The sequence below is a fragment of the Phenylobacterium sp. VNQ135 genome, assembly GCF_049445735.1.
Taxonomy (GTDB): Bacteria; Pseudomonadota; Alphaproteobacteria; order Caulobacterales; family Caulobacteraceae; genus Phenylobacterium.
In genome coordinates, this window is sequence record NZ_JBMSDS010000002.1 from 754466 (window position 1) to 773746 (window position 19281).

The 19281-nt window shown below is 69.5% G+C and carries 24 protein-coding genes; 17 read left to right on the forward strand and 7 right to left on the reverse strand.

Annotated elements, in window-relative coordinates:
• Positions 1-11 precede the first annotated feature (11 nt).
• Both ACO2Q0_RS09535 and ACO2Q0_RS09540 read left to right on the forward strand, forming a co-directional pair.
• A complete protein-coding gene (locus tag ACO2Q0_RS09535) occupies positions 12-1775 on the forward strand; it encodes a class I adenylate-forming enzyme family protein (RefSeq protein WP_423351257.1) in 1764 nt (587 codons plus the stop codon).
• Between the two features lie 78 nt (positions 1776-1853).
• The gene (locus tag ACO2Q0_RS09540) at positions 1854-2429 is read left to right on the forward strand and encodes an NADPH-dependent FMN reductase (RefSeq protein ID WP_423351258.1); all 576 of its coding nucleotides are present in this window, start codon (positions 1854-1856) and stop codon (positions 2427-2429) included.
• Here the strand turns inward: ACO2Q0_RS09540 and ACO2Q0_RS09545 are convergent.
• Positions 2426-3124: a glutathione S-transferase N-terminal domain-containing protein gene (locus tag ACO2Q0_RS09545; RefSeq protein ID WP_423351259.1), complete on the reverse strand. Its 699-nt coding sequence runs from the start codon at positions 3122-3124 to the stop codon at positions 2426-2428. The genes ACO2Q0_RS09540 and ACO2Q0_RS09545 overlap by 4 nt on opposite strands.
• A gap of 99 nt (positions 3125-3223) precedes the next feature.
• Between ACO2Q0_RS09545 and ACO2Q0_RS09550 the strand changes: the two genes are divergently transcribed.
• From ACO2Q0_RS09550 to ACO2Q0_RS09560, 3 genes are all read left to right on the forward strand, one after another.
• Complete coding sequence (locus ACO2Q0_RS09550) at positions 3224-3949, forward strand: DUF72 domain-containing protein (protein ID WP_423351260.1); 726 nt, start codon at positions 3224-3226, stop codon at positions 3947-3949.
• Positions 3950-4079: 130 nt separating this feature from the next.
• The gene (locus ACO2Q0_RS09555; RefSeq protein WP_423351261.1) at positions 4080-5753 is read left to right on the forward strand and encodes a M10 family metallopeptidase C-terminal domain-containing protein; all 1674 of its coding nucleotides are present in this window, start codon (positions 4080-4082) and stop codon (positions 5751-5753) included.
• A 103-nt stretch (positions 5754-5856) separates the two neighbouring features.
• Entirely contained in the window at positions 5857-6528 is a 672-nt protein-coding gene (locus ACO2Q0_RS09560; protein ID WP_423351262.1) for a DUF1013 domain-containing protein, read from the forward strand.
• A 39-nt stretch (positions 6529-6567) separates the two neighbouring features.
• Here ACO2Q0_RS09560 and ACO2Q0_RS09565 read toward each other — a convergent pair whose 3' ends face one another.
• Entirely contained in the window at positions 6568-6741 is a 174-nt protein-coding gene (locus ACO2Q0_RS09565) for a YdcH family protein (protein WP_423351263.1), read from the reverse strand.
• A 130-nt stretch (positions 6742-6871) separates the two neighbouring features.
• Here ACO2Q0_RS09565 and ACO2Q0_RS09570 point away from each other — a divergent pair, with 130 nt between their 5' ends.
• Genes ACO2Q0_RS09570 through ACO2Q0_RS09580 form a run of 3 tightly spaced genes read left to right on the forward strand, consistent with a single transcriptional unit; the run spans position 6872 to position 8149 of the window.
• Entirely contained in the window at positions 6872-7471 is a 600-nt protein-coding gene (locus ACO2Q0_RS09570) for a UbiX family flavin prenyltransferase (RefSeq protein ID WP_423351264.1), read from the forward strand.
• A gap of 3 nt (positions 7472-7474) precedes the next feature.
• A complete protein-coding gene (locus tag ACO2Q0_RS09575; protein WP_423351265.1) occupies positions 7475-7918 on the forward strand; it encodes a TIGR02444 family protein in 444 nt (147 codons plus the stop codon).
• A 15-nt stretch (positions 7919-7933) separates the two neighbouring features.
• Positions 7934-8149 (forward strand): YdcH family protein, encoded by a 216-nt coding sequence (locus ACO2Q0_RS09580; RefSeq protein ID WP_423351266.1) that lies wholly within the window; start codon positions 7934-7936, stop codon positions 8147-8149.
• Here the strand turns inward: ACO2Q0_RS09580 and ACO2Q0_RS09585 are convergent.
• Positions 8146-8865, reverse strand: coding sequence for a GGDEF domain-containing protein (locus ACO2Q0_RS09585; protein ID WP_423351267.1), 720 nt, complete (start codon positions 8863-8865; stop codon positions 8146-8148). The two genes, ACO2Q0_RS09580 and ACO2Q0_RS09585, sit on opposite strands and share 4 nt — an antisense overlap.
• Positions 8866-9020: 155 nt before the next feature.
• Here ACO2Q0_RS09585 and purE point away from each other — a divergent pair, with 155 nt between their 5' ends.
• From purE to ACO2Q0_RS09605, 4 genes are all read left to right on the forward strand, one after another.
• Positions 9021-9512, forward strand: a complete 492-nt coding sequence (gene purE / locus ACO2Q0_RS09590; protein ID WP_423351268.1) for a 5-(carboxyamino)imidazole ribonucleotide mutase — start codon at positions 9021-9023, stop codon at positions 9510-9512.
• Positions 9513-9520: 8 nt separating this feature from the next.
• Positions 9521-10603: a 5-(carboxyamino)imidazole ribonucleotide synthase gene (locus tag ACO2Q0_RS09595; RefSeq protein ID WP_423351269.1), complete on the forward strand. Its 1083-nt coding sequence runs from the start codon at positions 9521-9523 to the stop codon at positions 10601-10603.
• 62 nt (positions 10604-10665) lie between these two features.
• Positions 10666-11055, forward strand: coding sequence for a hypothetical protein (locus ACO2Q0_RS09600; RefSeq protein WP_423351270.1), 390 nt, complete (start codon positions 10666-10668; stop codon positions 11053-11055).
• Positions 11052-11255 (forward strand): helix-turn-helix transcriptional regulator, encoded by a 204-nt coding sequence (locus tag ACO2Q0_RS09605; RefSeq protein ID WP_423351271.1) that lies wholly within the window; start codon positions 11052-11054, stop codon positions 11253-11255. Before ACO2Q0_RS09600 ends, ACO2Q0_RS09605 begins: the two co-directional genes overlap by 4 nt.
• Here the strand turns inward: ACO2Q0_RS09605 and ACO2Q0_RS09610 are convergent.
• The gene (locus ACO2Q0_RS09610; protein ID WP_423351272.1) at positions 11240-11908 is read right to left on the reverse strand and encodes a COQ9 family protein; all 669 of its coding nucleotides are present in this window, start codon (positions 11906-11908) and stop codon (positions 11240-11242) included. The two genes, ACO2Q0_RS09605 and ACO2Q0_RS09610, sit on opposite strands and share 16 nt — an antisense overlap.
• Positions 11909-12086: 178 nt before the next feature.
• On the opposite strand from ACO2Q0_RS09610, the gene rpsU reads away from it, so the two are divergent.
• Positions 12087-12320 carry a 30S ribosomal protein S21 gene (gene rpsU, locus ACO2Q0_RS09615; RefSeq protein ID WP_297696160.1) on the forward strand — a complete coding sequence of 78 codons (234 nt, stop codon included), beginning with the start codon at positions 12087-12089 and terminating at the stop codon, positions 12318-12320.
• A 188-nt stretch (positions 12321-12508) separates the two neighbouring features.
• Positions 12509-14395, forward strand: coding sequence for an ATP-dependent zinc metalloprotease FtsH (gene ftsH, locus ACO2Q0_RS09620; RefSeq protein WP_423351273.1), 1887 nt, complete (start codon positions 12509-12511; stop codon positions 14393-14395).
• 41 nt (positions 14396-14436) lie between these two features.
• Here ftsH and ACO2Q0_RS09625 read toward each other — a convergent pair whose 3' ends face one another.
• Positions 14437-16248, reverse strand: a complete 1812-nt coding sequence (locus ACO2Q0_RS09625) for a PQQ-dependent sugar dehydrogenase (protein WP_423351274.1) — start codon at positions 16246-16248, stop codon at positions 14437-14439.
• 43 nt (positions 16249-16291) lie between these two features.
• Here ACO2Q0_RS09625 and folP point away from each other — a divergent pair, with 43 nt between their 5' ends.
• A complete protein-coding gene (gene folP / locus ACO2Q0_RS09630; RefSeq protein ID WP_423351275.1) occupies positions 16292-17116 on the forward strand; it encodes a dihydropteroate synthase in 825 nt (274 codons plus the stop codon).
• Here the strand turns inward: folP and ACO2Q0_RS09635 are convergent.
• Positions 17113-17349 carry a hypothetical protein gene (locus tag ACO2Q0_RS09635; RefSeq protein WP_423351276.1) on the reverse strand — a complete coding sequence of 79 codons (237 nt, stop codon included), beginning with the start codon at positions 17347-17349 and terminating at the stop codon, positions 17113-17115. The genes folP and ACO2Q0_RS09635 overlap by 4 nt on opposite strands.
• A 66-nt stretch (positions 17350-17415) precedes the next feature.
• Between ACO2Q0_RS09635 and thiD the strand changes: the two genes are divergently transcribed.
• Together thiD and ACO2Q0_RS09645 are read left to right on the forward strand one after the other, a co-directional pair.
• A complete protein-coding gene (thiD, locus tag ACO2Q0_RS09640; RefSeq protein ID WP_423351277.1) occupies positions 17416-18216 on the forward strand; it encodes a bifunctional hydroxymethylpyrimidine kinase/phosphomethylpyrimidine kinase in 801 nt (266 codons plus the stop codon).
• Positions 18217-18263: 47 nt separating this feature from the next.
• Positions 18264-18782, forward strand: coding sequence for a nucleotidyltransferase family protein (locus tag ACO2Q0_RS09645; protein ID WP_423351594.1), 519 nt, complete (start codon positions 18264-18266; stop codon positions 18780-18782).
• Here ACO2Q0_RS09645 and ACO2Q0_RS09650 read toward each other — a convergent pair.
• Positions 18779-19222 (reverse strand): GNAT family N-acetyltransferase, encoded by a 444-nt coding sequence (locus tag ACO2Q0_RS09650; protein WP_423351278.1) that lies wholly within the window; start codon positions 19220-19222, stop codon positions 18779-18781. The genes ACO2Q0_RS09645 and ACO2Q0_RS09650 overlap by 4 nt on opposite strands.
• Positions 19223-19281 lie beyond the last annotated feature (59 nt).

The following is a 19281-nucleotide window of genomic DNA, read 5'->3' on the forward strand; positions in this document are numbered from 1 at the left end:
AGAGTGACGGCATGAGCGACAAGACCTCCACGAGCCCCTGGCCCGTCATGAGCATCGCCGAGGCGCACGCCAGGCTGACGGGCCTCGGCGCGCCCTTCGAGATCGAGGAGGCGGTGATCCGCGGCGTGCGCACGCGGACGTGGAAGAACGCGCCGCCGACCCTGCGCGACATCTTCCTCAACGGCCAGCGGTTCAAGGACCGGGAGTTTCTTGTCTACGAGGACGACCGCGCCACCTATGACGCCTACGGCCGCGCCACGATCGCGCTGGCGCATCGGCTGATCGCCGACGGGGTGAAGAAGGGCGACCGCGTCGCCGTCATCATGCGCAACCTGCCCGAATGGCCGGTGGCGTTCTGGGCCGGCCAGCTCTGCGGCGCCATCGTGACGCCGCTGAACGCCTGGTGGACCGGGCCCGAGCTGGAGTACGGCCTGGCCGATTCCGGCGCCAAGGTCGCCATCGTCGACGACGAGCGCCTGGAGCGCGTCGCAGGCTTCCTGGAGAGCCTGCCCGACCTGAAGAAGGTCTATGTCGCCCGCCATCCGGGCGGAGCCCTGCCGCCGCGGACGGAGCGGCTGGAGGACGTGATCGGCAAGGTCAACGACTGGGGCAAGCTGCCGGAACAGGCGCTGCCGGACGTGCCGCTTTCGCCCGACGACGACGCCACCATCCTCTACACCTCGGGCACGACGGGGAAGCCGAAGGGCGCGCTCGGCACCCACCGCAACATGACGTCGAACGTCGGCGCGGGCGGCATCTCGGCGGCGCGGAACTTCCTGCGGGCGGGCGAGCCCCTGCCTGAGCTGGACGCCACCAAGCTGCCCCAGCGGGTGTCGCTGCTGGTGGTTCCGATGTTCCACGCCACCGGCCTGTCCTCGACCATGGGCCCGACCATGAATGCCGGCGGCAAGCTGGTGCTCATGCGCCGCTGGGACGCGGAACCCGCCATGCAGCTCATCGAGCGCGAGAAGGTGACCGCCACCGGCGGCGTGCCCACCATCGCGTGGCAGCTTATCGAGCATCCGGCGCGGGCCAACTACGACCTCTCGTCCCTGCTCAGCGTCACCTACGGCGGGGCGCCGTCGGCGCCCGAACTGGTGCGGAAGATCGCCGAGACCTTCCCAGGCTCCCAGCCCGGCAACGGCTGGGGCATGACCGAGACCACCGCAACCTTCACCTCCCACCTCGGCAAGGACTACGAGGCCCGTCCCGACAGCGCCGGGCCCGCAGCCCCGGTCGGCGAGATGGAGATCCGCGACCCGGCCGACGGCAGGAGCGTCCTCCCGCCGGGCGCGGTGGGCGAGCTCTGGGTGAAGGGGCCGCAGGTCGTGAAGGGCTACTGGAACAAGCCCGACGCCACGGCCGAGACCTTCGTCGATGGCTGGCTGCGCACGGGCGATCTCGCGCGGCTCGACGAGGAGGGCTTCCTGTTCATCATCGACCGGGCCAAGGACATGCTGATCCGCGGCGGCGAGAACATCTACTGCGTCGAGGTGGAGAACGTCCTCTACGAGCACCCCGAGGTGATGGACGCCGCGCTCATCGGCCTGCCGCACAAGACGCTGGGGGAAGAGCCCGCCGCGGTGGTCCACCTGCGGCCAGGCGGCACGGCCACGGAACAGGAGCTGAAGGATCTCGTCCGCTCCAGGCTCGCGGCCTTCAAGGTCCCGGTGAAGGTCGCCTTCTGGCCCGAGACCCTGCCGCGCAACGCCAACGGCAAGATCATGAAGGGCGAGCTGAAGCAGGCCTTCGCCGAGGCGAGCGAGGCCGCCTGATCCAGCCGGTTCAGTCGCAGGACTGGCGCGGGCCGCTCGGTCCGCCTAGACCTTCGGGATGACCATCCGGACGACAGAATGACCCGGCCGCTGATCGTAGGCCTCGGCGGGACGGTCCGGCCCGGCTCGTCCAGCGAGCGGGCGCTGGCGGCCAGCCTGCGGCGCTGCGAGGCGCTGGGCGCCGAGACGCGGCTGCTGGGCGGCGAGTTCATCTCGACCCTGCCGATCTTCGATCCGCGCCCCAGCGAGGTGACCGAAGCCCAGAAGGCCCTGGCCGAGCTGGTCGGCCGCGCCGACGGCGTGATCGTGGCCAGTCCCGGCTACCACGGCTCCATCTCGGGCGTGGTGAAGAACGCCCTGGACACCCTTGAGCTCACCCGCTCCGACGCCGCGCCCTACCTCTCCGGCAAGCCGGTCGGAACGATCATCACCGCCGACGGCTGGCAGGCGGCGGGAACCACGCTGAGCGCGCTTCGGGCCATCATTCATGCCCTGCGTGGCTGGCCTACGCCGTTCGGCGCCGCGCTGAACGCCACCACCGATCTCTTCGAAACGACCGGCGCCCCGAAGGACGCCAAGGACGCCTGGCAGCTCGACACCGTCGCCGAGCAGGTGATGGAGTTCGCGCGGATGCGCGCCGGGGCGCGCCCCTAGGCGGGGATCGTCAGCCCGCGCTGCACCGCGGGACGCGCAAGGCCGCGCTCAAGCCAGGCCGGCAAATTCCTGAGCGTGTCGAACGCGACCAGGTCGCGCGCCTCGTAGAAGCCGATCAGGTTGCGCACCCAGCCCAGCGTGGCGACGTCGGCGATGGTGTAGTCGTCGCCCATGATCCAGTCGCGGCCTTCCAGCCGGCCGTCGAGCACGCCGAGCAGCCGTTTGGACTCCTCGACGTAGCGCTGAAGCGGGCGCTTGTCCTCGTACTCGCGGCCCGCGAACTTGTTGAAGAAGCCCAGCTGGCCGAACATCGGGCCGATCCCGCCCATCTGGAACATCACCCACTGGATCGTCTCCCAGCGGGCCGCCGGGTCCGCCGGGATCAGCTTGCCCGTCTTGTCGGCCAGGTAGAGCAGGATGGCGCCCGACTCGAAGAGGCCGATCGGCTTCCCGCCCGGCCCGTCGGGATCGATGATCGCCGGGATCTTGCCGTTGGGGTTGAGCGACAGGAACTCGGGAGTCTTCTGCTCGTCCTTGCCGAAGTCGATCTTGTGCGGCTCGTAGGCCAGGCCAAGCTCCTCCAGCATGATCGAGACCTTCACGCCGTTCGGCGTCGGCAACGAATAGAGCTGGATCACGCCGGGGACCTTCGGGGCCCAGCGGCGGGTGATCGGGAAGGCGGACAGGTCGGCCATGGTCGCTCCATCGGATGAGCGCCGAAAGATGTGCATGGCCGACGAGCTGCACAATGAGCATCGGCTGAACCCAGGCCGTCCCGGCGCATTCCCAAGCGCATGGGCGAGCTCCGCATCGGCTGCTCGGGCTGGGTCTACAAGGACTGGACCGGCCCCTTTTATCCCGAAGGGACGAAGGACAAGGACCGTCTGGCCTACTACGTCACCCGGTTCGACACCGCCGAGATCAACGCCAGCTTCTATCGCCTGCCGTCCGAGGCGATGGTCGAAGGCTGGCGCGACCGGACGCCGGACGACTTCGTCTTCGCCTGGAAGGTCAGCCGCTTCATCACCCACAACAAGAAGCTGAAGGACTGCGACGACTCCGTAGACCTGGTCTTCGGCCGCATGGCGCCGCTCGGCGGAAAGCTGGGCCCGGCGCTCATACAGCTGCCGCCGATGCTGAAGCGAAACGACGACCGGCTGGCGGGTTTCCTGAAGCTCTTGCCGCCTGGCCGCGCCACCGTCGAGTTCCGCCACCCGTCCTGGTACGACCCGACCGTCTTCCGGATCCTTTCGGACTTCGACGCGGCGCTGTGCGTCTCGGATCATCATCACGCGCCGGCGCCCTGGGAGCTCACCGCGTCCTGGGCCTACGTCCGCGGCCACGGCCCCGGCGGCCGCTACTTCGGCCGCTACTCCGATGAAGAGCTGCAAGGCTGGGCCGAGCGCATCGCCGGCTGGCGGGCCCGGGGGCTCGACGTCTTTGCTTACTTCGACAACGACATCAAAAGCGCCGCCCCCCACGACGCGCTGACGCTGAAGGCCCTTACGGCCAAGCGCTGATCCGTCGCACCCGCCGTCCGGTGCATCGCCGAACGCCGATCACATATCGGGCTGCGCGCATTGGCGCGTTGTGATCGTTCGCCCGATCCCCTAATTTTTTGAAAGGGATGGGTTGGTTAGAGTGCGAGATATGCCGACCGAGACCTATCCTTTCGCCTTCAGCGCCGAGCCGGACTCCACCTTCGGTCCGCAGGCTTTCCTGAACGCCGATCAGCGTGGCGCAACCGCCGGCGGCAAGCCCAGCTACACCATAGACCGGGCGGCCAAGCAGCTCACCGGCTTCGACCCCGTCACAGGGAATCCGTACGGCGGCTGGGGAACGGTGGGCCAGGCGTTCACCGTCACCTACGCCTTTCGCGCCAGCGCGCCGCTCGACATGCCCGGCGACACCGAAGGCTTCTCGCGCTTCAACGCCGCCCAGATCGCCCAGGCCGAGCTCGGCCTGCAGGCCTGGTCGGACGTGGCCAACATCCGCTTCGTCCGGGTGGGTTCGGGCGTGGCCGGCGAGACCGCCTACTCGAACAACGCCGCCATCCTGTTCGGCAACTATTCGTCCGGTGAGGAAGGCTCTGCGGCGTTCGCCAACTTTCCGGGCAACACCAGCGCCAGCTCCACCTCGGGGGACGTCTGGGTCAACAACAGCATCGGCTACAACGCCAATCCGTCCGCGGACAATCGCGGCGCCCACGTGCTGGTGCACGAGATCGGCCACGCCATCGGCCTCGCGCACCCGGGCGAGTACGACGCCGACGCCGACACGACCTTCACCTATGCGCAGCACGCCGAGTACTATGAGGACTCGGGCCAGTACACGGTGATGAGCTACTTCAGCGAGGCCAACACCGGGGGCAATTTCATGGGCCGCTACTCGGCCGCGCCGCTGCTGGACGACATCGCCGCGGCCCAAGTCGAGTACGGGGCGAACATGACCACCCGGACCGGCGACACGGTCTATGGCTTCAATTCGACAGCCGGCCGTGACTGGTACGCGGCGACTTCCTCCTCGAGCCGCGTCGTGTTCGCGGTCTGGGACGCCGGCGGCGCCGACACCCTCGACTTCTCGGGCTACGCGCAGAACCAGGTCATCGACCTGCGGGAAGGCTTCTTCTCGAACGTCGGCGGGCTGACCGGCAACGTCGCGGTTGCCAAGGGGGCCGTGATCGAGAACGCCAAGGGCGGTCTCGGCGCCGACAAGATCAATGGCAACGCCGTGGCCAACGCCATGTTCGGCGGCGCGGGCGGCGACACGCTGGCCGGCGACGGCGGCGCCGACTACCTGCGCGGCGAGGACGGCGACGACTGCCTGATGGGCGGGGCCGGCTTCGACGACCTGCACGGCAACCTCGGCAACGACATCGTCATCGGCGGCGACACTGAAGACTGGGTCGTCGGCGGCCAGGGCAACGACCGTCTTTACGGCGACGAAGGCCACGACGTGGTGCTGGGCAATCTCGGGAACGACAGCCTCGAGGGCGGCGTCGGCAACGACGTAGTCCGCGGCGGCCAGGGCGACGACGTCCTGCTGGGCGGCGACGGCTGGGACTACATGGCCGGCGACCGCGGCTCCGACACCATCACCGGCGGCGCGGGCATGGACACCTTCCACACCTTCTCGGGCGCCGGCCTCGATCGGGTCACCGACTTCAACTACTGGGAAGGCGACCGGGTGAACGTGCTGGCGGGGACAAGCTACACCACCTACCAATCCGGCGCGGACACCATCGTCGACATGGGCGGCGGAGATCGGATGGTGCTGGCGGGCGTGCAGCTCGCGAGCCTGCCGTCGGGCTGGCTCTTTACCTGACGGCTCCGCACAAGACCGTTTTCAGCGGTCGCGTTCCGGCTTATATGACGAAACCTCACCGCCCGGCCGAAAGGCCGGGCGCCTTCGTTTCCGGAATGCCGAAATGACCCAGATCCTGATGCCCAAGGCGACCGCCGTCTGGCTGGTGGACAATACCTCGCTGACGTTCGACCAGATCGCCGACTTCTGCGGCCTGCACCCGCTCGAGGTGAAAGGGATCGCCGACGGCGAGGTGGCGCGCGACATCCGCGGCGCCGACCCGATCGCCAACGGCCAGCTCAGCCGCGACGAGCTCGACAAGGCCGAGAAGAACGACAAGTACCGCATGGTGGCCCAGAAGAGCCGCCACGCCGAGCTGCTGAAGCCGGTCAAGAAGGCGCCGCGCTACACGCCCGTGTCGCGCCGTCAGGATCGCCCGGACGCGATCGCCTGGTTCCTGCGCAACCACCCGGAAGTGCCGGACAGCCAGGTCGCCCGCCTGCTGGGCACCACCAAGGCCACCATCGACCAGGTGCGCAATCGCAGCCACTGGAACTCGGCGAACATCAAGCCCGTCGATCCCGTGACGCTGGGCCTGGCGACCCAGCTCGAGCTGGACGCCGTGGTCCGCAAGGCCGCGGACAAGCGCGCTAAGGAAGCCGCTCGCCGGGGCGAGATCGATCCTGACGGCCCGACGCTGCGTCCGGCGTCCGAAACCGGCGTCGTCGACGACGAAGACCACGCCGAAACCGAAGCGCCGGCGTTCGCCGACGACCTCGACGACGAGGAAGATTGATTGCGGAGTGATCCCTCCCCTCGGGGAGGGATCTGAACCTCAGTGCAGCTGATCGCTGAGGGTTTCGATCTGCTCCTTCAGCCTGAGCTTCTGTCGCTTGAGTTCCTTGAGCCTGAGCTCGTCGGCGTAAGGCCTGCGCATCTCGTCCTGAATGGCCTGTTCGAGAGACTGGTGGCGCGATCCGAGTTCACGGATCCGGGCATCTAACGCCATGGCTGGAGAGCCTCCTCGTTGGTGGACGGCAGACAAGTGAACACCCGCTTCCCGGCGCTGTCAGATCACATATGTTTGCAGCCGGCGGCCTGAAGCTGGGCCGCGCCTCAGGACGTTGGGGACCTTCCGCATGCCGAGTTCCGACCGGCTCATCGTGGGCATAACCGGCGCTTCGGGCGTCGCATACGGCCTGCGGGTGCTCGACGCCTGCCGCGAGCTGGGGGTCGAGAGCCATCTCGTGGTCAGCCGCTCGGCGGCGCTGACGCTCGCCGATGAGACTGGCCTCGCCGTTTCCGACCTCCAGGCCAGGGGCGACGTCGCTTACAAGGTCACGGACGTGGGCGCCGCCATCGCGTCCGGGTCGTTCCGCACCCTGGGCATGATCGTCGCGCCTTGCTCGGTGCGGACGATGAGCGAGATCGCCACCGGCGTGACCTCGTCCCTGCTCACCCGTGCCGCCGACGTAACGCTCAAGGAGCGGCGGCCTCTGGTGCTGATGGTGCGCGAGACGCCGCTGCACCTTGGCCACCTGCGCACCATGGTCCGGCTGGCCGAGATGGGCGCCGTCATCGCCCCGCCCATGCCGGCGTTCTACGCCAAGCCGCAAAGCCTCGCCGAGATGGTGGACCAGTCGGTCGGCCGCGCCCTCGACCTCTTCGGCCTGTCATGGAAGCCTGTCAGGCGCTGGGGCGAGGACGTGGGTCCGATCCGCGGCGCCGTCGAGGACTGAGGCATGGACATCTGGGACTGGGCGCTCGAGGCCTACGCGCAGCCGGGAGCGCCGGAAGCTTGCCTCTCGCTGCAGGACGAGCACGGGCAGAATACCCCGCTCCTCCTGTGGGCGGTCTGGGCGGAAGCGTCCGACCCGGGCCTGCTCGCGCGGGCCGCCGATTGCGCCCGGTCGTGGGACGAGGTCGCCGTCACACCGCTGCGCCGGATACGCCGCACGCTGAAGCCTAGCCATCCGCCGGTGGCCGACGCGGCCCGCGAGGCCTTGCGGGAAGAGGTCAAGGCGGCCGAACTGCGCGCCGAGCGCGTGCTGCTGGAAACCCTCGCCGGCCTCGGGCCATCAGGGGGCGGCGCCTCGACCCTGGAGGCTCTCGAAGGCGCCAGTCGCGCCTGGGGGCCGCCCGCCCCCCGCGAGGCTCTGGCTGTACTGGCCGCGGCGCTCGGGTAGGATCGTCCAACACCCATGATCGACTATTCGACCTTCACGGAAGACGCCCTGCTCGCCCGGCTGCGGGACCTGCAGCAGGACCACGCCGACTTCGATGCCGCGATCCACGCGCTGTCTGCGACGCCGATGCCCGACCTGCTGCTGATCGGCCGCCTGAAGCGGAAGAAGCTGGCGCTGAAGGACGAGATCTCCCGCGTCGAGAGCTATCTCACCCCCGACATCATCGCCTAGGGGGCGGCGCGCCGCGCGCGCTTCTGGGCGAACATCGCCGCGTCCGCTTCGGCCAGCAGCGCCTCGGGCTCCGCCTCGGCGCTGAGCTGGCGCACGCCATAGCTGATGTGCAGCGGCGCCGACCATTCGCCGAACGACAGGGGCTCGCCCTCGATCGCCCGGGCCAGGGCCGCGGCCTTGGTCTGGGCCGTGACATGGTCGGCCTGGACCAGGATGACGCCGAATTCGTCGCCGCCCAGGCGTCCCACCACGTCGCTTTCCCGCACATTGGCCATCAGGCGCTCGGCGACCGCCTGCAGGGCCGCATCGCCCGCGGCATGGCCGAAGCGGTCGTTCACCCGCTTGAAGCCGTCCAGATCGAAGAACACGAGGCTGGCGGGCGAGCCGTAGCGCTGCGCGAAGGTGCGGACGCGCGAGAGCTCCCGCACGAAGGCCCGGCGATTGAGGAGCGGGGTCAGCGCGTCGCGATCGGCCAGGCCCTCCACCTCGGAGAGGCGGGCCTTCAGCCGGCCGACCTCGCCGCGCAGGTCGTCGATCTCGCCGAGCAGCGTCTGCACCGCCGCGCGCACCGGCGGCGTGAGTTCGGCTTCCGTCAGCCCGAGGAACGCTGCGCTGTCCGCCTTGGCCGCCGGGGCAGGACCGCGCGCGCTCGCCTCTGCAAGCGCCCGGCGCCGGATCTGCGAGAACGGCTCGTTGCGCGCGCCCGTGATTTTCATGCCGTGATCTTCATCGAGCGGTCCGGGGATTCCTGCAGGAGAATCAACGCGTGGAAACCGACTTCGGCGAAAGTAGCCCTCCTCGGTTGCCCGCGCAAAGCCGGCGCCTATACTCCGCGCCCTTCCGGGGACGGCTAGCAGGACCTGAGCACGACATGAGCGCAACCGCCGCGCCCGTCGCCATCATCATGGGCAGCCGCTCGGACTGGCCCGTGCTGAAGCACGCCGCCGAGCTGCTGGAGACGCTCGGCGTCGCCTACGAAGCCAAGGTGGTTTCCGCCCACCGGACGCCGGACCGCATGTACGAGTTCGCCAAGGCCGCGAAGGGCCGCGGGGTCAAGGTGATCATCGCCGCCGCCGGCGGCGCCGCCCACCTGCCGGGCATGACCGCCTCCCTCACCGACCTGCCGGTGCTGGGCGTGCCCATCGAGTCCAAGACGCTGAAGGGCATGGATAGCCTGCTCTCCATCGTCCAGATGCCGGCGGGCATCCCCGTGGGCACGCTGGCGATCGGCGAGGCCGGCGCCAAGAACGCGGCCATCCTGGCCGCCAAGATCCTGGCCCTCTCCGACGCCGCGGTGGCGGAGCGGGTGGCCGACTTCACCGCGCGCCAGACCGAGAGCGTCGCCGAAACCGTCGAGGACTGAGCACTCCCATGGCTGCGTTTCCGCTCCCGCCGGGCTCCGTCATCGGCATCCTGGGCGGGGGACAGCTCGGCCGGATGCTGGCCCAGGCCGCCGCGCGCCTGGGCTTCGACGTCGCGATCCTGGACCCGGAGCCGGACGGGCCGGCCGCGCGCGTGGCGGCCCACAGCATCGTCGGAGCCTACGACGATCCCGACGCGCTGAAGGCCCTGGCCGACCTGGCCGACGTGATCACCTATGAGTTCGAGAACGTGCCGGCCGGGGCGGTCGAGCGCCTGCTCTCGATGGGCGTCGAGGTTGCGCCCGGCCTCCAGGCGCTGCAGGTCGCCCAGGATCGCGGCAACGAGAAGAGTTTCCTGAACGGTCACGGCGTGCCGACCGTCGGCTACACCGTCGCGATCGGCCCCGGAGAGGCGGTCGAAAGCGCGCGCCGGGTCGGCGTCCCCTGCCTGATGAAGACCATGCGCGAGGGCTATGACGGTAAGGGCCAGCGCTGGATCGAGCATCCGGACGAGGCCTTCCAGGCGTTCCAGGACCTTGGCGGCGTGCCCGTCATCCTGGAGGAGGCGGCCGACTTCGTGCGCGAGCTGTCGGTCATCGCCGCCCGCGGCCGCGGGGGCGAGATCGCCGTCTATCCGCTGGGCGAGAACCACCACGAGAAGGGCATCCTGCGCCGGACCCTCGCGCCCGCACAGGTTTCGCCCCAGCTGGCCGGCCAGGCCGAGCGGATCGCCATCCGCATCCTGGAGGGCCTGACGTACGTCGGCGTGATCGGCATCGAGCTGTTCGAGATGCGCGACGGCGGCCTGCTCGCCAACGAATTTGCGCCCCGGGTGCACAACACCGGCCACTGGACGCAGGACGGCTGCGAGGTCGACCAGTTCGAGCAGCATATCCGTGCTGTCGCCGGCTGGCCGCTCGGCCCCACCGCGCCCATCGCGCGCGTCGAGATGCTGAACCTGCTCGGCGACGAGGCCGAGGGCTGGAAGAGGTTCGCCGCCGAGCCAGAGACCCGCATACACCTCTACGGGAAGCACAAAGCCAAGCCCGGCCGCAAGATGGGCCACGTGAACAAGGTGAAGCCGCTGCGCTGAATGTCAGGTTGACCTGACATGGCGAAGATGTAAGGTGTTGCTGACATTCTCAGGAGGCCGGCATGTTCGACCGCACGCCCGAGGGCCGCTATCGTCTGCGCACTACGATGTTCTTCCTGGGCTACGGCAGCGTGAACGTCGCAGCCATGCTCGGCGCCTTCGACGACATCGCCCGGCCGGGAGCCTGGCTGCTGGCGCTTGCCGTCGCAGCTCCGGTGGCGGGTCAGATGTGGGCGGCGCTGGAACTCATGCGGCAGAGCGACGAGTACGTGCGCGCGCTCATGGCCAAACGCTTCATCATCGCGGCCGGCCTGGCCATGTCGCTCTTCAGCGCCTGGGGGTTCGCGGAGAGCTACGCACACGCAGCCCACCTGGAAGGTTGGCTGATCTATCCCCTGTTCTGGGCCTGCTATGGCTTCGCCTCCTGCACGGTGAAGACGAGCCGGGTGTGAAGAACCGTCTGCGCGAACTCAGGTCCGCCCGCGGCTGGACGCAGGCCGATCTCGGCGAGCGGCTGGGCGTCTCCCGCCAGGCAGTCATCGCCATCGAGAGCGACAAGCACGATCCTTCGCTGGCGCTGGCCTACAAGATCGCCGCGCTGTTCGGCGAGCCGGTCGAGGCGATCTTCGACAATCCCTATTCGGCCGGCTGACGCCCGTACCGCATCCGGCTCAGCGTTCCGGCCGCCTGGGTCAACCAGTCGCCGGGCTTGAAGCCGCCAGTGGCCTTCCACTTTTCGTAGGCCATGACGTTCTCGATGCGGCGGTCGACGAACTGCAGCGCCGCCTTGCGGCCGGAAGACAGGCGGATGGCGAAGGCGCCCGTGAGGATGCCGGCCAGGATCGCCCGTTTCGAGTAGTGGTTCTCGTCGGTGGCGACGTCGCCGGCCCAGCGCCACAGCACGTCGGCGCTCTCCCAGGCGAGCTTTCCCCCCAGATGCAGGTTCTGCGGCAGGCTGAGCCAGCCCAGCCACCGCCGCAGCGCCGGCTCGTCGGTGGAGGCGGCGTCCAGGCGCGCCTCACAGGCCCGCCGGATGCGCTCGCGGATCTTAAGGCTCGCCGGATCGACGTCGGCCAGCATGGCGAGGGCCCGCTGGTCGTGCCGTCGCGAGAGCAGGGCGGCCAGGTCCGCCGGACCGTTCGGCAGGAGAAGTTCGGTCTCGCCCTCGGTGAGGCCCAGGCGTTTGCCGGCGTGCTTCACCATCAGGCGCGTCCAGCCGTGCGCGGGGCTCAGCTTCAGCGCCTCGTCCAGCAGCTTCTGCTCGGTTGTCTCGGCCCAGCCCTGGGCGTCGGCGGCTTCGGTCATGCTCTTATCCTAGCCCCTTGCGAAAGCGTCGTCTCGGCGTGGACTCGGGCTTTCGCTTCTGCTATCCCGCCGCGCTCAAACCCGAAGGCCCAAAACCTTCGGGCGTAGTGTTTTTGTTTCGCTCGCCGCTCTTACCGGGCCGGGGCGGGCGGTTCGAGCGACAACAGGAGAGAGACCTCTGGTTCAGATTTTCGTCCGCGACAACAACGTCGACCAGGCCCTCAAGGCGCTGAAGAAGAAGATGCAGCGCGAGGGCTCGTTCCGCGAGATGAAGCGGCACGTGCACTATGAAAAGCCGTCCGAGAAGCGCGCCCGCCAGAAGGCGGAAGCCGTGCGCCGGGCGCGCAAGCTGGCCCGCAAGCGCGCTCAGCGCGAAGGCCTGATCGTGGCGCCGAAGAAGCCCAGCCGTTAAGGGCTTCGACGACCCGATCGATGTTTTGCAGAGGCCGCGCCGCCCGGGCGCGGCCTTTCGCATGTCTGGCCCCCCACAGCGAAGCTTTCCGCGGCGCACCGTCGCGTAATCCATGGCCTCGCTGGTGGAACACTGGTCGGACGCCTATCTTTAGGTCCTAAGAGAACCCTCGAAAGCGGTCCGAACGGATGAACCTGCGCAATTTCGTGATCTGGGGCGTCATCGTCGTCGTCCTGATCGGCCTCTACAGCATGATGACGGGCGGCGGCCGCGGCGCGACCGGCGCCGGCGAGCTCAGCTATTCCCAGACGCTGTCGAAGGTGAACAACGGCGAGGTCGCCAAGGCCATCATCCGAGGCGCGGCTGTCGAGATCACCGACAAGTCCGGCAAGACCTTCACGACCATCACGCCGGCCGACCAGGAAGACCTGGTGAAGCGGCTGGAGGCGCAGGGGGCCGACATCGCGGTGAAGCCCGCCGGCGGCTTCACCTTCATGAGCCTGCTGATCAATCTGCTGCCGATCCTGCTGCTGATCGGCGTGTGGATCTTCTTCATGCGCCAGATGCAGGGCGGCGCCCGCGGCGCCATGGGCTTCGGCAAGTCCAAGGCTCGGCTGCTGACCGAGAACAAGAACCGCGTCACTTTCGAGGACGTCGCCGGCGTCGACGAGGCCAAGGAAGAGCTGCAGGAGGTCGTCGACTTCCTGAAGGACCCCCAGAAGTTCCAGCGCCTGGGCGGCAAGATCCCCAAGGGCGCCCTGCTGATCGGTCCGCCGGGCACCGGTAAGACCCTGATCGCGCGCGCCGTCGCGGGCGAGGCGGGCGTGCCGTTCTTCACCATCTCGGGCTCGGACTTCGTGGAGATGTTCGTGGGCGTGGGCGCGAGCCGCGTGCGCGACATGTTCGAACAGGCGAAGAAGAACGCCCCCTGCATCATCTTCATCGACGAAATCGACGCCGTCGGCCGGCACCGCGGCGCGGGCCTCGGCGGCGGCAACGACGAGCGCGAGCAGACGCTGAACCAGCTGCTGGTCGAGATGGACGGCTTCGAGGCGAACGAGGGGATCATCCTGATCGCCGCCACCAACCGCCCCGACGTCCTGGACCCGGCCCTGCTGCGTCCCGGCCGCTTCGACCGCCAGGTCGTGGTGCCGAACCCCGACATCAACGGCCGCGAACGCATCCTGCGCGTCCACATGAAGAACGTGCCCCTGGCCGCCGACGTCGAGGTCAAGGTCATCGCCCGCGGCACGCCGGGCTTCTCGGGCGCCGACCTGGCCAACCTGGTCAACGAGGCCGCCCTGATGGCCGCCCGGAAGAACCGCCGCATGGTCACCATGCGCGACTTCGAGGACGCCAAGGACAAGGTCATGATGGGCGCCGAGCGCCGCTCCATGGTCATGACCGAGGACGAGAAGAAGCTGACCGCCTACCACGAAGGCGGCCACGCCCTGGTGGCGCTGAACGTCCCGGCCACCGACCCGGTGCACAAGGCCACCATCATCCCGCGCGGCCGCGCGCTCGGCATGGTCATGCAGCTGCCCGAGCGGGACAAGTTCTCGATGTCCTACGAGCAGATGACCTCGCGCCTGGCCATCCTGTTCGGCGGCCGCGTCGCCGAGGAGCTGATCTTCGGCAAGGACAAGATCACCTCGGGCGCTTCGTCCGACATCAGCCAGGCGACCAAACTCGCCCGCGCGATGGTCACCAAGTGGGGCTTCTCGGACAAGCTGGGCTCGGTGGAGTACGGCGAGAACCAGGAAGAAGTGTTCCTGGGCCACTCGGTCGCCCGCAACCAGAACGTCTCGGAAGAGACCGCCAAGATCATCGACGAAGAGGTCCGGCGGCTGGTGGAAGGCGGCGAGCAGGAAGCCCGGCGCATCCTCACCGAGAAGATGGACGAGCTGCACACGCTGGCGAAGGCGCTGCTCGAGTACGAAACCCTCACGGGCGAGGAGATCATCAACGCCCTGAAGGGCATCGCGCCCAAGCGGGACGACGCCGAGGCGAAGCGGCCGGCCGGTCCGGCGGTGGCGGTGCCCATCTCGCCCCGGCCCAGCGCGGAGCCGGCGTAAGGATCAAGGCGGCCCTTCCCGGGCCGCCTTTTTCTTGTGAGCTAACCCACGAAGATCCAGTCGCCGGTGAGGCTGGAGGCCTGCACGCCGACCAGCACCACCTGGGCGCCGCCGCTCACCGTCACGATCGTGTCCGCACCGGACTGGGCCACTGTGTAGGTGTTGCCGGGGTCCAGCCGGATGCGGTCGCCTTCGGCGCGGTTGAAGTCGGTCACCCTGTCGAGCCCGGCCTCGCCGAAGCTGTTGAAGATGTCCGCCCCCGCGCCGCCGGTGAGGGTGTCGCTCCCCCGGTCGCCCGAGAGGAAGTCGGCGCCGTCGCCGCCGCGCAGCACGTCGTCGGCCTGGCCCCCGCGCACGACGTCGTTTCCAGCGCCGCCCTCCGCGGTGTCGGCGCCGAGATTGCCCAGCACGACATCCGCGCCGTCGTCGCCGAACAGGCGGTCGCCTCCCTGGCCGCCGACCACCCAGTCGCCGTCCTGACCGCCGTGCACCGTGTCGTCGCCGAGATTGCCGTGCAGGTCGTCGAAGGCGAAGCCGCCGAAGATCAGGTCGTTCCCGTCCTCGCCGCGGATGAAGTCCGAGCCGTCGCCCGCGGTCGCCCCCGGCGTCAGGCGGTGGATGTCTCCGTCCAGCCCGATGGCGTAGAGCCGCCCGCGACCGTCCACCGCGAAGGAGGCGATCTGGTCCAGGTCGCCGCCGGTCACCGTGATCTGGTCGTTGCGGTTCAGGAAGTCCTGCGCCTGCCCACCCGCGCGCGCCACGGTCCACACATTGTTCGACAGGAAGTCGGCGAAGACATAGAGGCCCTGCAGCCCGCCCGGTCCGTCGTAGACATATCCTCCGGTCACCGCCCGACCGCCGAAGTCGGCGTTGCTGCGGTCGTAGTCGAGGAGCGGGGCGACGAAGCCCGAGCCGGGCGTCCCGTTGACGGCGACCGTGCCCTCCATGATCCGCCAGCCGAAGTTCAGGCCGCCCTGGCCCGCGGGGACGACGTCGATCTCCTCACGCTGGCCCTGGCCCACGTCGCCGATCCACAGGTTCCCGGCGGCGTCGAAGCTCGCCCGCCAGGGATTGCGCAGGCCGAGGGCCCAGACCTCGTCCGCGCCGTTCGTGGCGCCCGCGAACGGATTGCCGGCCGGGATCGTGTAGTTGCGGCTGGCGTCCGCGGGAAAGGCGTCGCCGTCGACATCGATGCGCAGAATCTTGCCGAGCAGGGAATTGACGTTCTGGGCGTTGTTCTGCGGGTCGTTGGCCGAGCCGCCATCCCCCGAGGCGATGTAGAGGAAGCCGTCCGGACCGAAGCCCATCCAGCCGCCGTTGTGGTTCTCGAAGGGCTGGTCGAACGTCAGGATCGTCCGCTGCGCAGCGGGATCGGCATGGTTCGCGTCGGCGCGGCGGTATTCGCGGATTTCCGTGTCGCCCGCCGCATTGGTCAGGTTCACGTAGAACAGGCCGTTGGTCGCGTAGTCCGGGTGGAAGGCCAGCCCCAGCAGGCCCTGTTCTCCGCCGGTCGCCAGCGAACCGTCGGGCAGGTCGAGGAAATGGTCGGCGTTCAGCTGCCCGGTGGCCACGTCCAGGATGCGGATGCGGCCGGTATGCTGCTCCACGACGAACAGCCGGTCGGGATCCCCGGGAGGCGAGGCGGCGAACAGCGGACCTGACAGCCCCGAGGCGACCCGCGTCGCGTCGATCAGGTCGGCGCCGGGCTCGGCGTCGGCGGACGAATGGCCGTACAGGGTGTCGTCGCCGGCGCCGCCGAACAGTCGGTCCGAACCGTCTCGTCCTGATAGCGTGTCAGCGCCGGAGGCGCCGTTCAGGGTGTCGCGGGCCGCGCCGCCAACGATGTCCGCCATGACCTCGTCCCTCCGCCCCCAATGCTGCTATCAACGGCGCCCGATGTCTTCCGATCCCGCCAAGCCAGCCGTCCGCGTGATGGGCGTCCTCAACATGACGCCCGACAGCTTTTCCGACGGCGGCGCTCTGGCCGGCGTGGAGGCCGGCCTCGCCCGCGCCCGGGCGATGGTCGCGGCCGGCGCCGACATCCTGGACGTGGGCGGCGAGTCCACGCGGCCCGGCGCAGCCCCGGTTCCGGCCGAGGCAGAGATCGCCCGCGTCGTCCCGCTGATCCAGGCGATCCGCGCTGGAAACCCCGTCCCCATCTCGATCGACACCATGAAGCCGGAGGTGGCTCGCGCCGCCGTCGCGGCCGGAGCCGCCATCTGGAACGACGTGGCCGCGCTCCGCGCCCCCGGCGCTCTCGAGGCCGCCGCCGAGCTCGGCTGCGAGGTCGTGCTGATGCACATGCAGGGCGAGCCCGGGAGCATGCAGCAGGAGCCGCGCTATGGCGACGTGGTGGCCGAGGTCGCCGATTTCCTGGCCGCCCGCGCCCAGGCGGCCATCGCCGCGGGAGTCGCCCGCGAGCGGATATGGCTCGATCCCGGCATCGGCTTCGGCAAGCACATGATCCGCCACAACCTGCCGCTGCTGGCCGGCCTGTCCCGCATCGTCGACCTGGGCTTCCCGGTGCTTCTTGGGGCCAGCCGCAAGAGCTTTATCGGCGCCCTGGACGAGGGCGCGCCGCCCGACGCCCGCCTGGGCGGCTCGATCGCCGCGGCGCTCGCCGGCGCGGCGGCGGGCGTCGCCGCCGTCCGCGTCCACGACGTCCGCGAGACGGTCCAGGCGCTCAGGGTATGGCAGGCGATCGCCGCCGCCGGGACTTAACTCGACGCCTGCCGCACCTGCGGATGCTCGCGCCATGCCGGCATGAGCGCCATGTCGGCCAGGGCGGCGCGTCGGGCGGCCTCGCGGGTCTCCCCGAACGCGCCCATGCGATAGCCGGTCATCCGCTCCAGCCGGGTGTCGAAGTCCTGCAACGCGCCCCTGGCGTCCATGCAATGGCCGCAGTAGCGGGCCCCCTCGACCGGCATGCCGCAGCTTTCACAGTTGGTCCCCATCGAAAATCTCCTGGCCGCCGAAATGGCGATGCATTCTGCCGCGCTGCGGGCTATCGGCTTTGATCCATGACAGTCCGCGGCCGAGTCCTCATCATCGCCGGGTCCGACTCCGGGGGCGGCGCCGGGATCCAGGCCGACATCAAGACCGTCACGGCGCTCGGCGGCTACGCGGCCACCGCGATCACCGCGGTAACGGTCCAGAACACCCTGGGCGTCAGCGGCGTGCATCCGGTTCCCCTCGACGTCGTCGAGGCGCAGGCGCGGGCCGTGCTGGACGACATCGGCGCCGACACCGTCAAGACAGGGATGCTGGGCGACGCCGCCACGGTCGGCCTTGTCGCGCGGCTGATCGCCGAGGCGGGGGTTCCGGCGGTCGTCGATCCGGTGATGGTGGCCAAGGGCGGCGCGGCCCTGCTCGCTGCGGACGCGGTCGCCGCCGTGCGTGAGCAGCTCGTCCCATGTGCGGCCCTGCTGACGCCCAACGCCCCCGAGGCCGAGGCGCTGACCGGCCTCGCGGTCGCCTCCACCGACGACCTCCGCCGCGCCGGCGAGGCGCTGCTCGCGCTGGGGGCCCGCGCCGTGCTGATGAAGGGCGGCCACGTGCCGGGCGAGCGCGTCGTCGACCTGCTGATGACGGGCGCCGGCGAGACCGCCTTCGAGACAGACCGGCTGGAGACCCGCCACACCCACGGCACAGGATGCACCCTGGCCTCGGCCTGCGCCGCCGGTCTCGCCCAGGGCCTGCCGCTCACCGACGCCGTGGCCCGGGCCTGGGCCTATGTGCAGGAAGCGATGCTGCGCGCGCCGGGGCTCGGCCAGGGCCACGGCCCGCTGGATCATGGCTGGCCGCTGCGGGGCCGGGCGTGAAGCATCGGGACGACCTGGAGGCGATCCTGCGCCGCTCCGCGCCGCTGATGCAGGTGATGCGGACGATCCGGGCTCTCGGCCTGCCGGACGGCATCGTCTTTTCGGGCGCCGTCTACCAGCGGGTCCTGAACCACCTGGGCGGTCGCGATCTCGACTATGGGATCAAGGACTATGACGTCGGCTACTTCGACGCGTCCGACATCTCGTACGAGGCCGAGGACCTGGTGATCAGGCAGGTAGCCGCGGCCTTCCAGCCGCCGCTGCGCGACATGGTCGAGGTCCGCAACCAGGCCCGCGTCCATGTGTGGTTCGAGGGCAAGTTCGGGGAACCCTATGCGCCGCTGACGTCGTCTGCCGAAGCGGCGGAACGCTTCGTCAGCCCGATGTTCGCGGTCGGTGCGCGGCTGGACGTGGACGACCGCATGGAGATCGTCGCGCCGTTCGGGCTGGAGGATCTCTTCGCCCGCATCCTGCGCCCCAATCCGAAGCGCCGCGAACGCAGCTTCGCCGGGATCGCCGCCAAGGCCAAGGCGCGTTGGCCCGAGATCGAGGTGTTGGACGCCTAGCGGCGATAGACGTCCGGATCGCGGATCTCCATCCAGCGGTCCACGCCCGTGAGCTCGGTGAAGCCGAACTGGCGATAGAGGCCGTGGGCGTCGGCGGTGGCGAGGTGCAGCCGCCGGAAGCCCTGAAGGTCGGGGTGGCCCTTGAGATAGCCCATCAGCCGCTTGCCCAGGCCGTAGCCGCGCCAGGCCTCGTCCACGAAGACGTCGCAGATCCACCCGAACGTCGCCCGGTCGGTGACCACCCGCGCCATGGCCGCCAGCTCGCCGGAGGCTCCGTAGGCGCCGACGACCAGGCTGTTGGCGCAGGCTCGCCGGAAGGTCTCGAGCGGAATGCCCTTGGCCCAGTAGCTCTGGCCGGCGATCCAGCCGTGTGCCCGCAAGAGGTCGAACCGCGTCGGGTCGTCGCTGAGCGTGAAGTCGCCGCCGCGGATCTCGTACATTGCTTGTCCCCGGAAAGCCGGCCCACTCGAACTGGCTCTTGCCGCTCCGAGCCGCTTGG

What these genes read in the sequence shown, in the direction of transcription:
- purE (WP_423351268.1), top strand. Translation starts at nt 9,021, where the DNA reads ATGAGCGCAACCGCCGCGCCCGTCGCCATCATCATGGGCAGCCGCTCG.
- ftsH (WP_423351273.1), top strand. Translation starts at nt 12,509, where the DNA reads ATGAACCTGCGCAATTTCGTGATCTGGGGCGTCATCGTCGTCGTCCTG.
- ACO2Q0_RS09555 (WP_423351261.1), top strand. Translation starts at nt 4,080, where the DNA reads ATGCCGACCGAGACCTATCCTTTCGCCTTCAGCGCCGAGCCGGACTCC.
- ACO2Q0_RS09645 (WP_423351594.1), top strand. Translation starts at nt 18,264, where the DNA reads ATGCAGGTGATGCGGACGATCCGGGCTCTCGGCCTGCCGGACGGCATC.
- folP (WP_423351275.1), top strand. Translation starts at nt 16,292, where the DNA reads ATGTCTTCCGATCCCGCCAAGCCAGCCGTCCGCGTGATGGGCGTCCTC.
- ACO2Q0_RS09545 (WP_423351259.1), bottom strand. Translation starts at nt 3,124, where the DNA reads ATGGCCGACCTGTCCGCCTTCCCGATCACCCGCCGCTGGGCCCCGAAG.
- ACO2Q0_RS09595 (WP_423351269.1), top strand. Translation starts at nt 9,521, where the DNA reads ATGGCTGCGTTTCCGCTCCCGCCGGGCTCCGTCATCGGCATCCTGGGC.
- ACO2Q0_RS09550 (WP_423351260.1), top strand. Translation starts at nt 3,224, where the DNA reads ATGGGCGAGCTCCGCATCGGCTGCTCGGGCTGGGTCTACAAGGACTGG.
- ACO2Q0_RS09560 (WP_423351262.1), top strand. Translation starts at nt 5,857, where the DNA reads ATGACCCAGATCCTGATGCCCAAGGCGACCGCCGTCTGGCTGGTGGAC.
- ACO2Q0_RS09575 (WP_423351265.1), top strand. Translation starts at nt 7,475, where the DNA reads ATGGACATCTGGGACTGGGCGCTCGAGGCCTACGCGCAGCCGGGAGCG.
- ACO2Q0_RS09650 (WP_423351278.1), bottom strand. Translation starts at nt 19,222, where the DNA reads ATGTACGAGATCCGCGGCGGCGACTTCACGCTCAGCGACGACCCGACG.
- ACO2Q0_RS09610 (WP_423351272.1), bottom strand. Translation starts at nt 11,908, where the DNA reads ATGACCGAAGCCGCCGACGCCCAGGGCTGGGCCGAGACAACCGAGCAG.
- ACO2Q0_RS09540 (WP_423351258.1), top strand. Translation starts at nt 1,854, where the DNA reads ATGACCCGGCCGCTGATCGTAGGCCTCGGCGGGACGGTCCGGCCCGGC.
- thiD (WP_423351277.1), top strand. Translation starts at nt 17,416, where the DNA reads ATGACAGTCCGCGGCCGAGTCCTCATCATCGCCGGGTCCGACTCCGGG.
- ACO2Q0_RS09565 (WP_423351263.1), bottom strand. Translation starts at nt 6,741, where the DNA reads ATGGCGTTAGATGCCCGGATCCGTGAACTCGGATCGCGCCACCAGTCT.
- ACO2Q0_RS09625 (WP_423351274.1), bottom strand. Translation starts at nt 16,248, where the DNA reads ATGGCGGACATCGTTGGCGGCGCGGCCCGCGACACCCTGAACGGCGCC.
- ACO2Q0_RS09585 (WP_423351267.1), bottom strand. Translation starts at nt 8,865, where the DNA reads ATGAAAATCACGGGCGCGCGCAACGAGCCGTTCTCGCAGATCCGGCGC.
- ACO2Q0_RS09535 (WP_423351257.1), top strand. Translation starts at nt 12, where the DNA reads ATGAGCGACAAGACCTCCACGAGCCCCTGGCCCGTCATGAGCATCGCC.
- ACO2Q0_RS09570 (WP_423351264.1), top strand. Translation starts at nt 6,872, where the DNA reads ATGCCGAGTTCCGACCGGCTCATCGTGGGCATAACCGGCGCTTCGGGC.
- ACO2Q0_RS09635 (WP_423351276.1), bottom strand. Translation starts at nt 17,349, where the DNA reads ATGGGGACCAACTGTGAAAGCTGCGGCATGCCGGTCGAGGGGGCCCGC.
- ACO2Q0_RS09580 (WP_423351266.1), top strand. Translation starts at nt 7,934, where the DNA reads ATGATCGACTATTCGACCTTCACGGAAGACGCCCTGCTCGCCCGGCTG.
- ACO2Q0_RS09600 (WP_423351270.1), top strand. Translation starts at nt 10,666, where the DNA reads ATGTTCGACCGCACGCCCGAGGGCCGCTATCGTCTGCGCACTACGATG.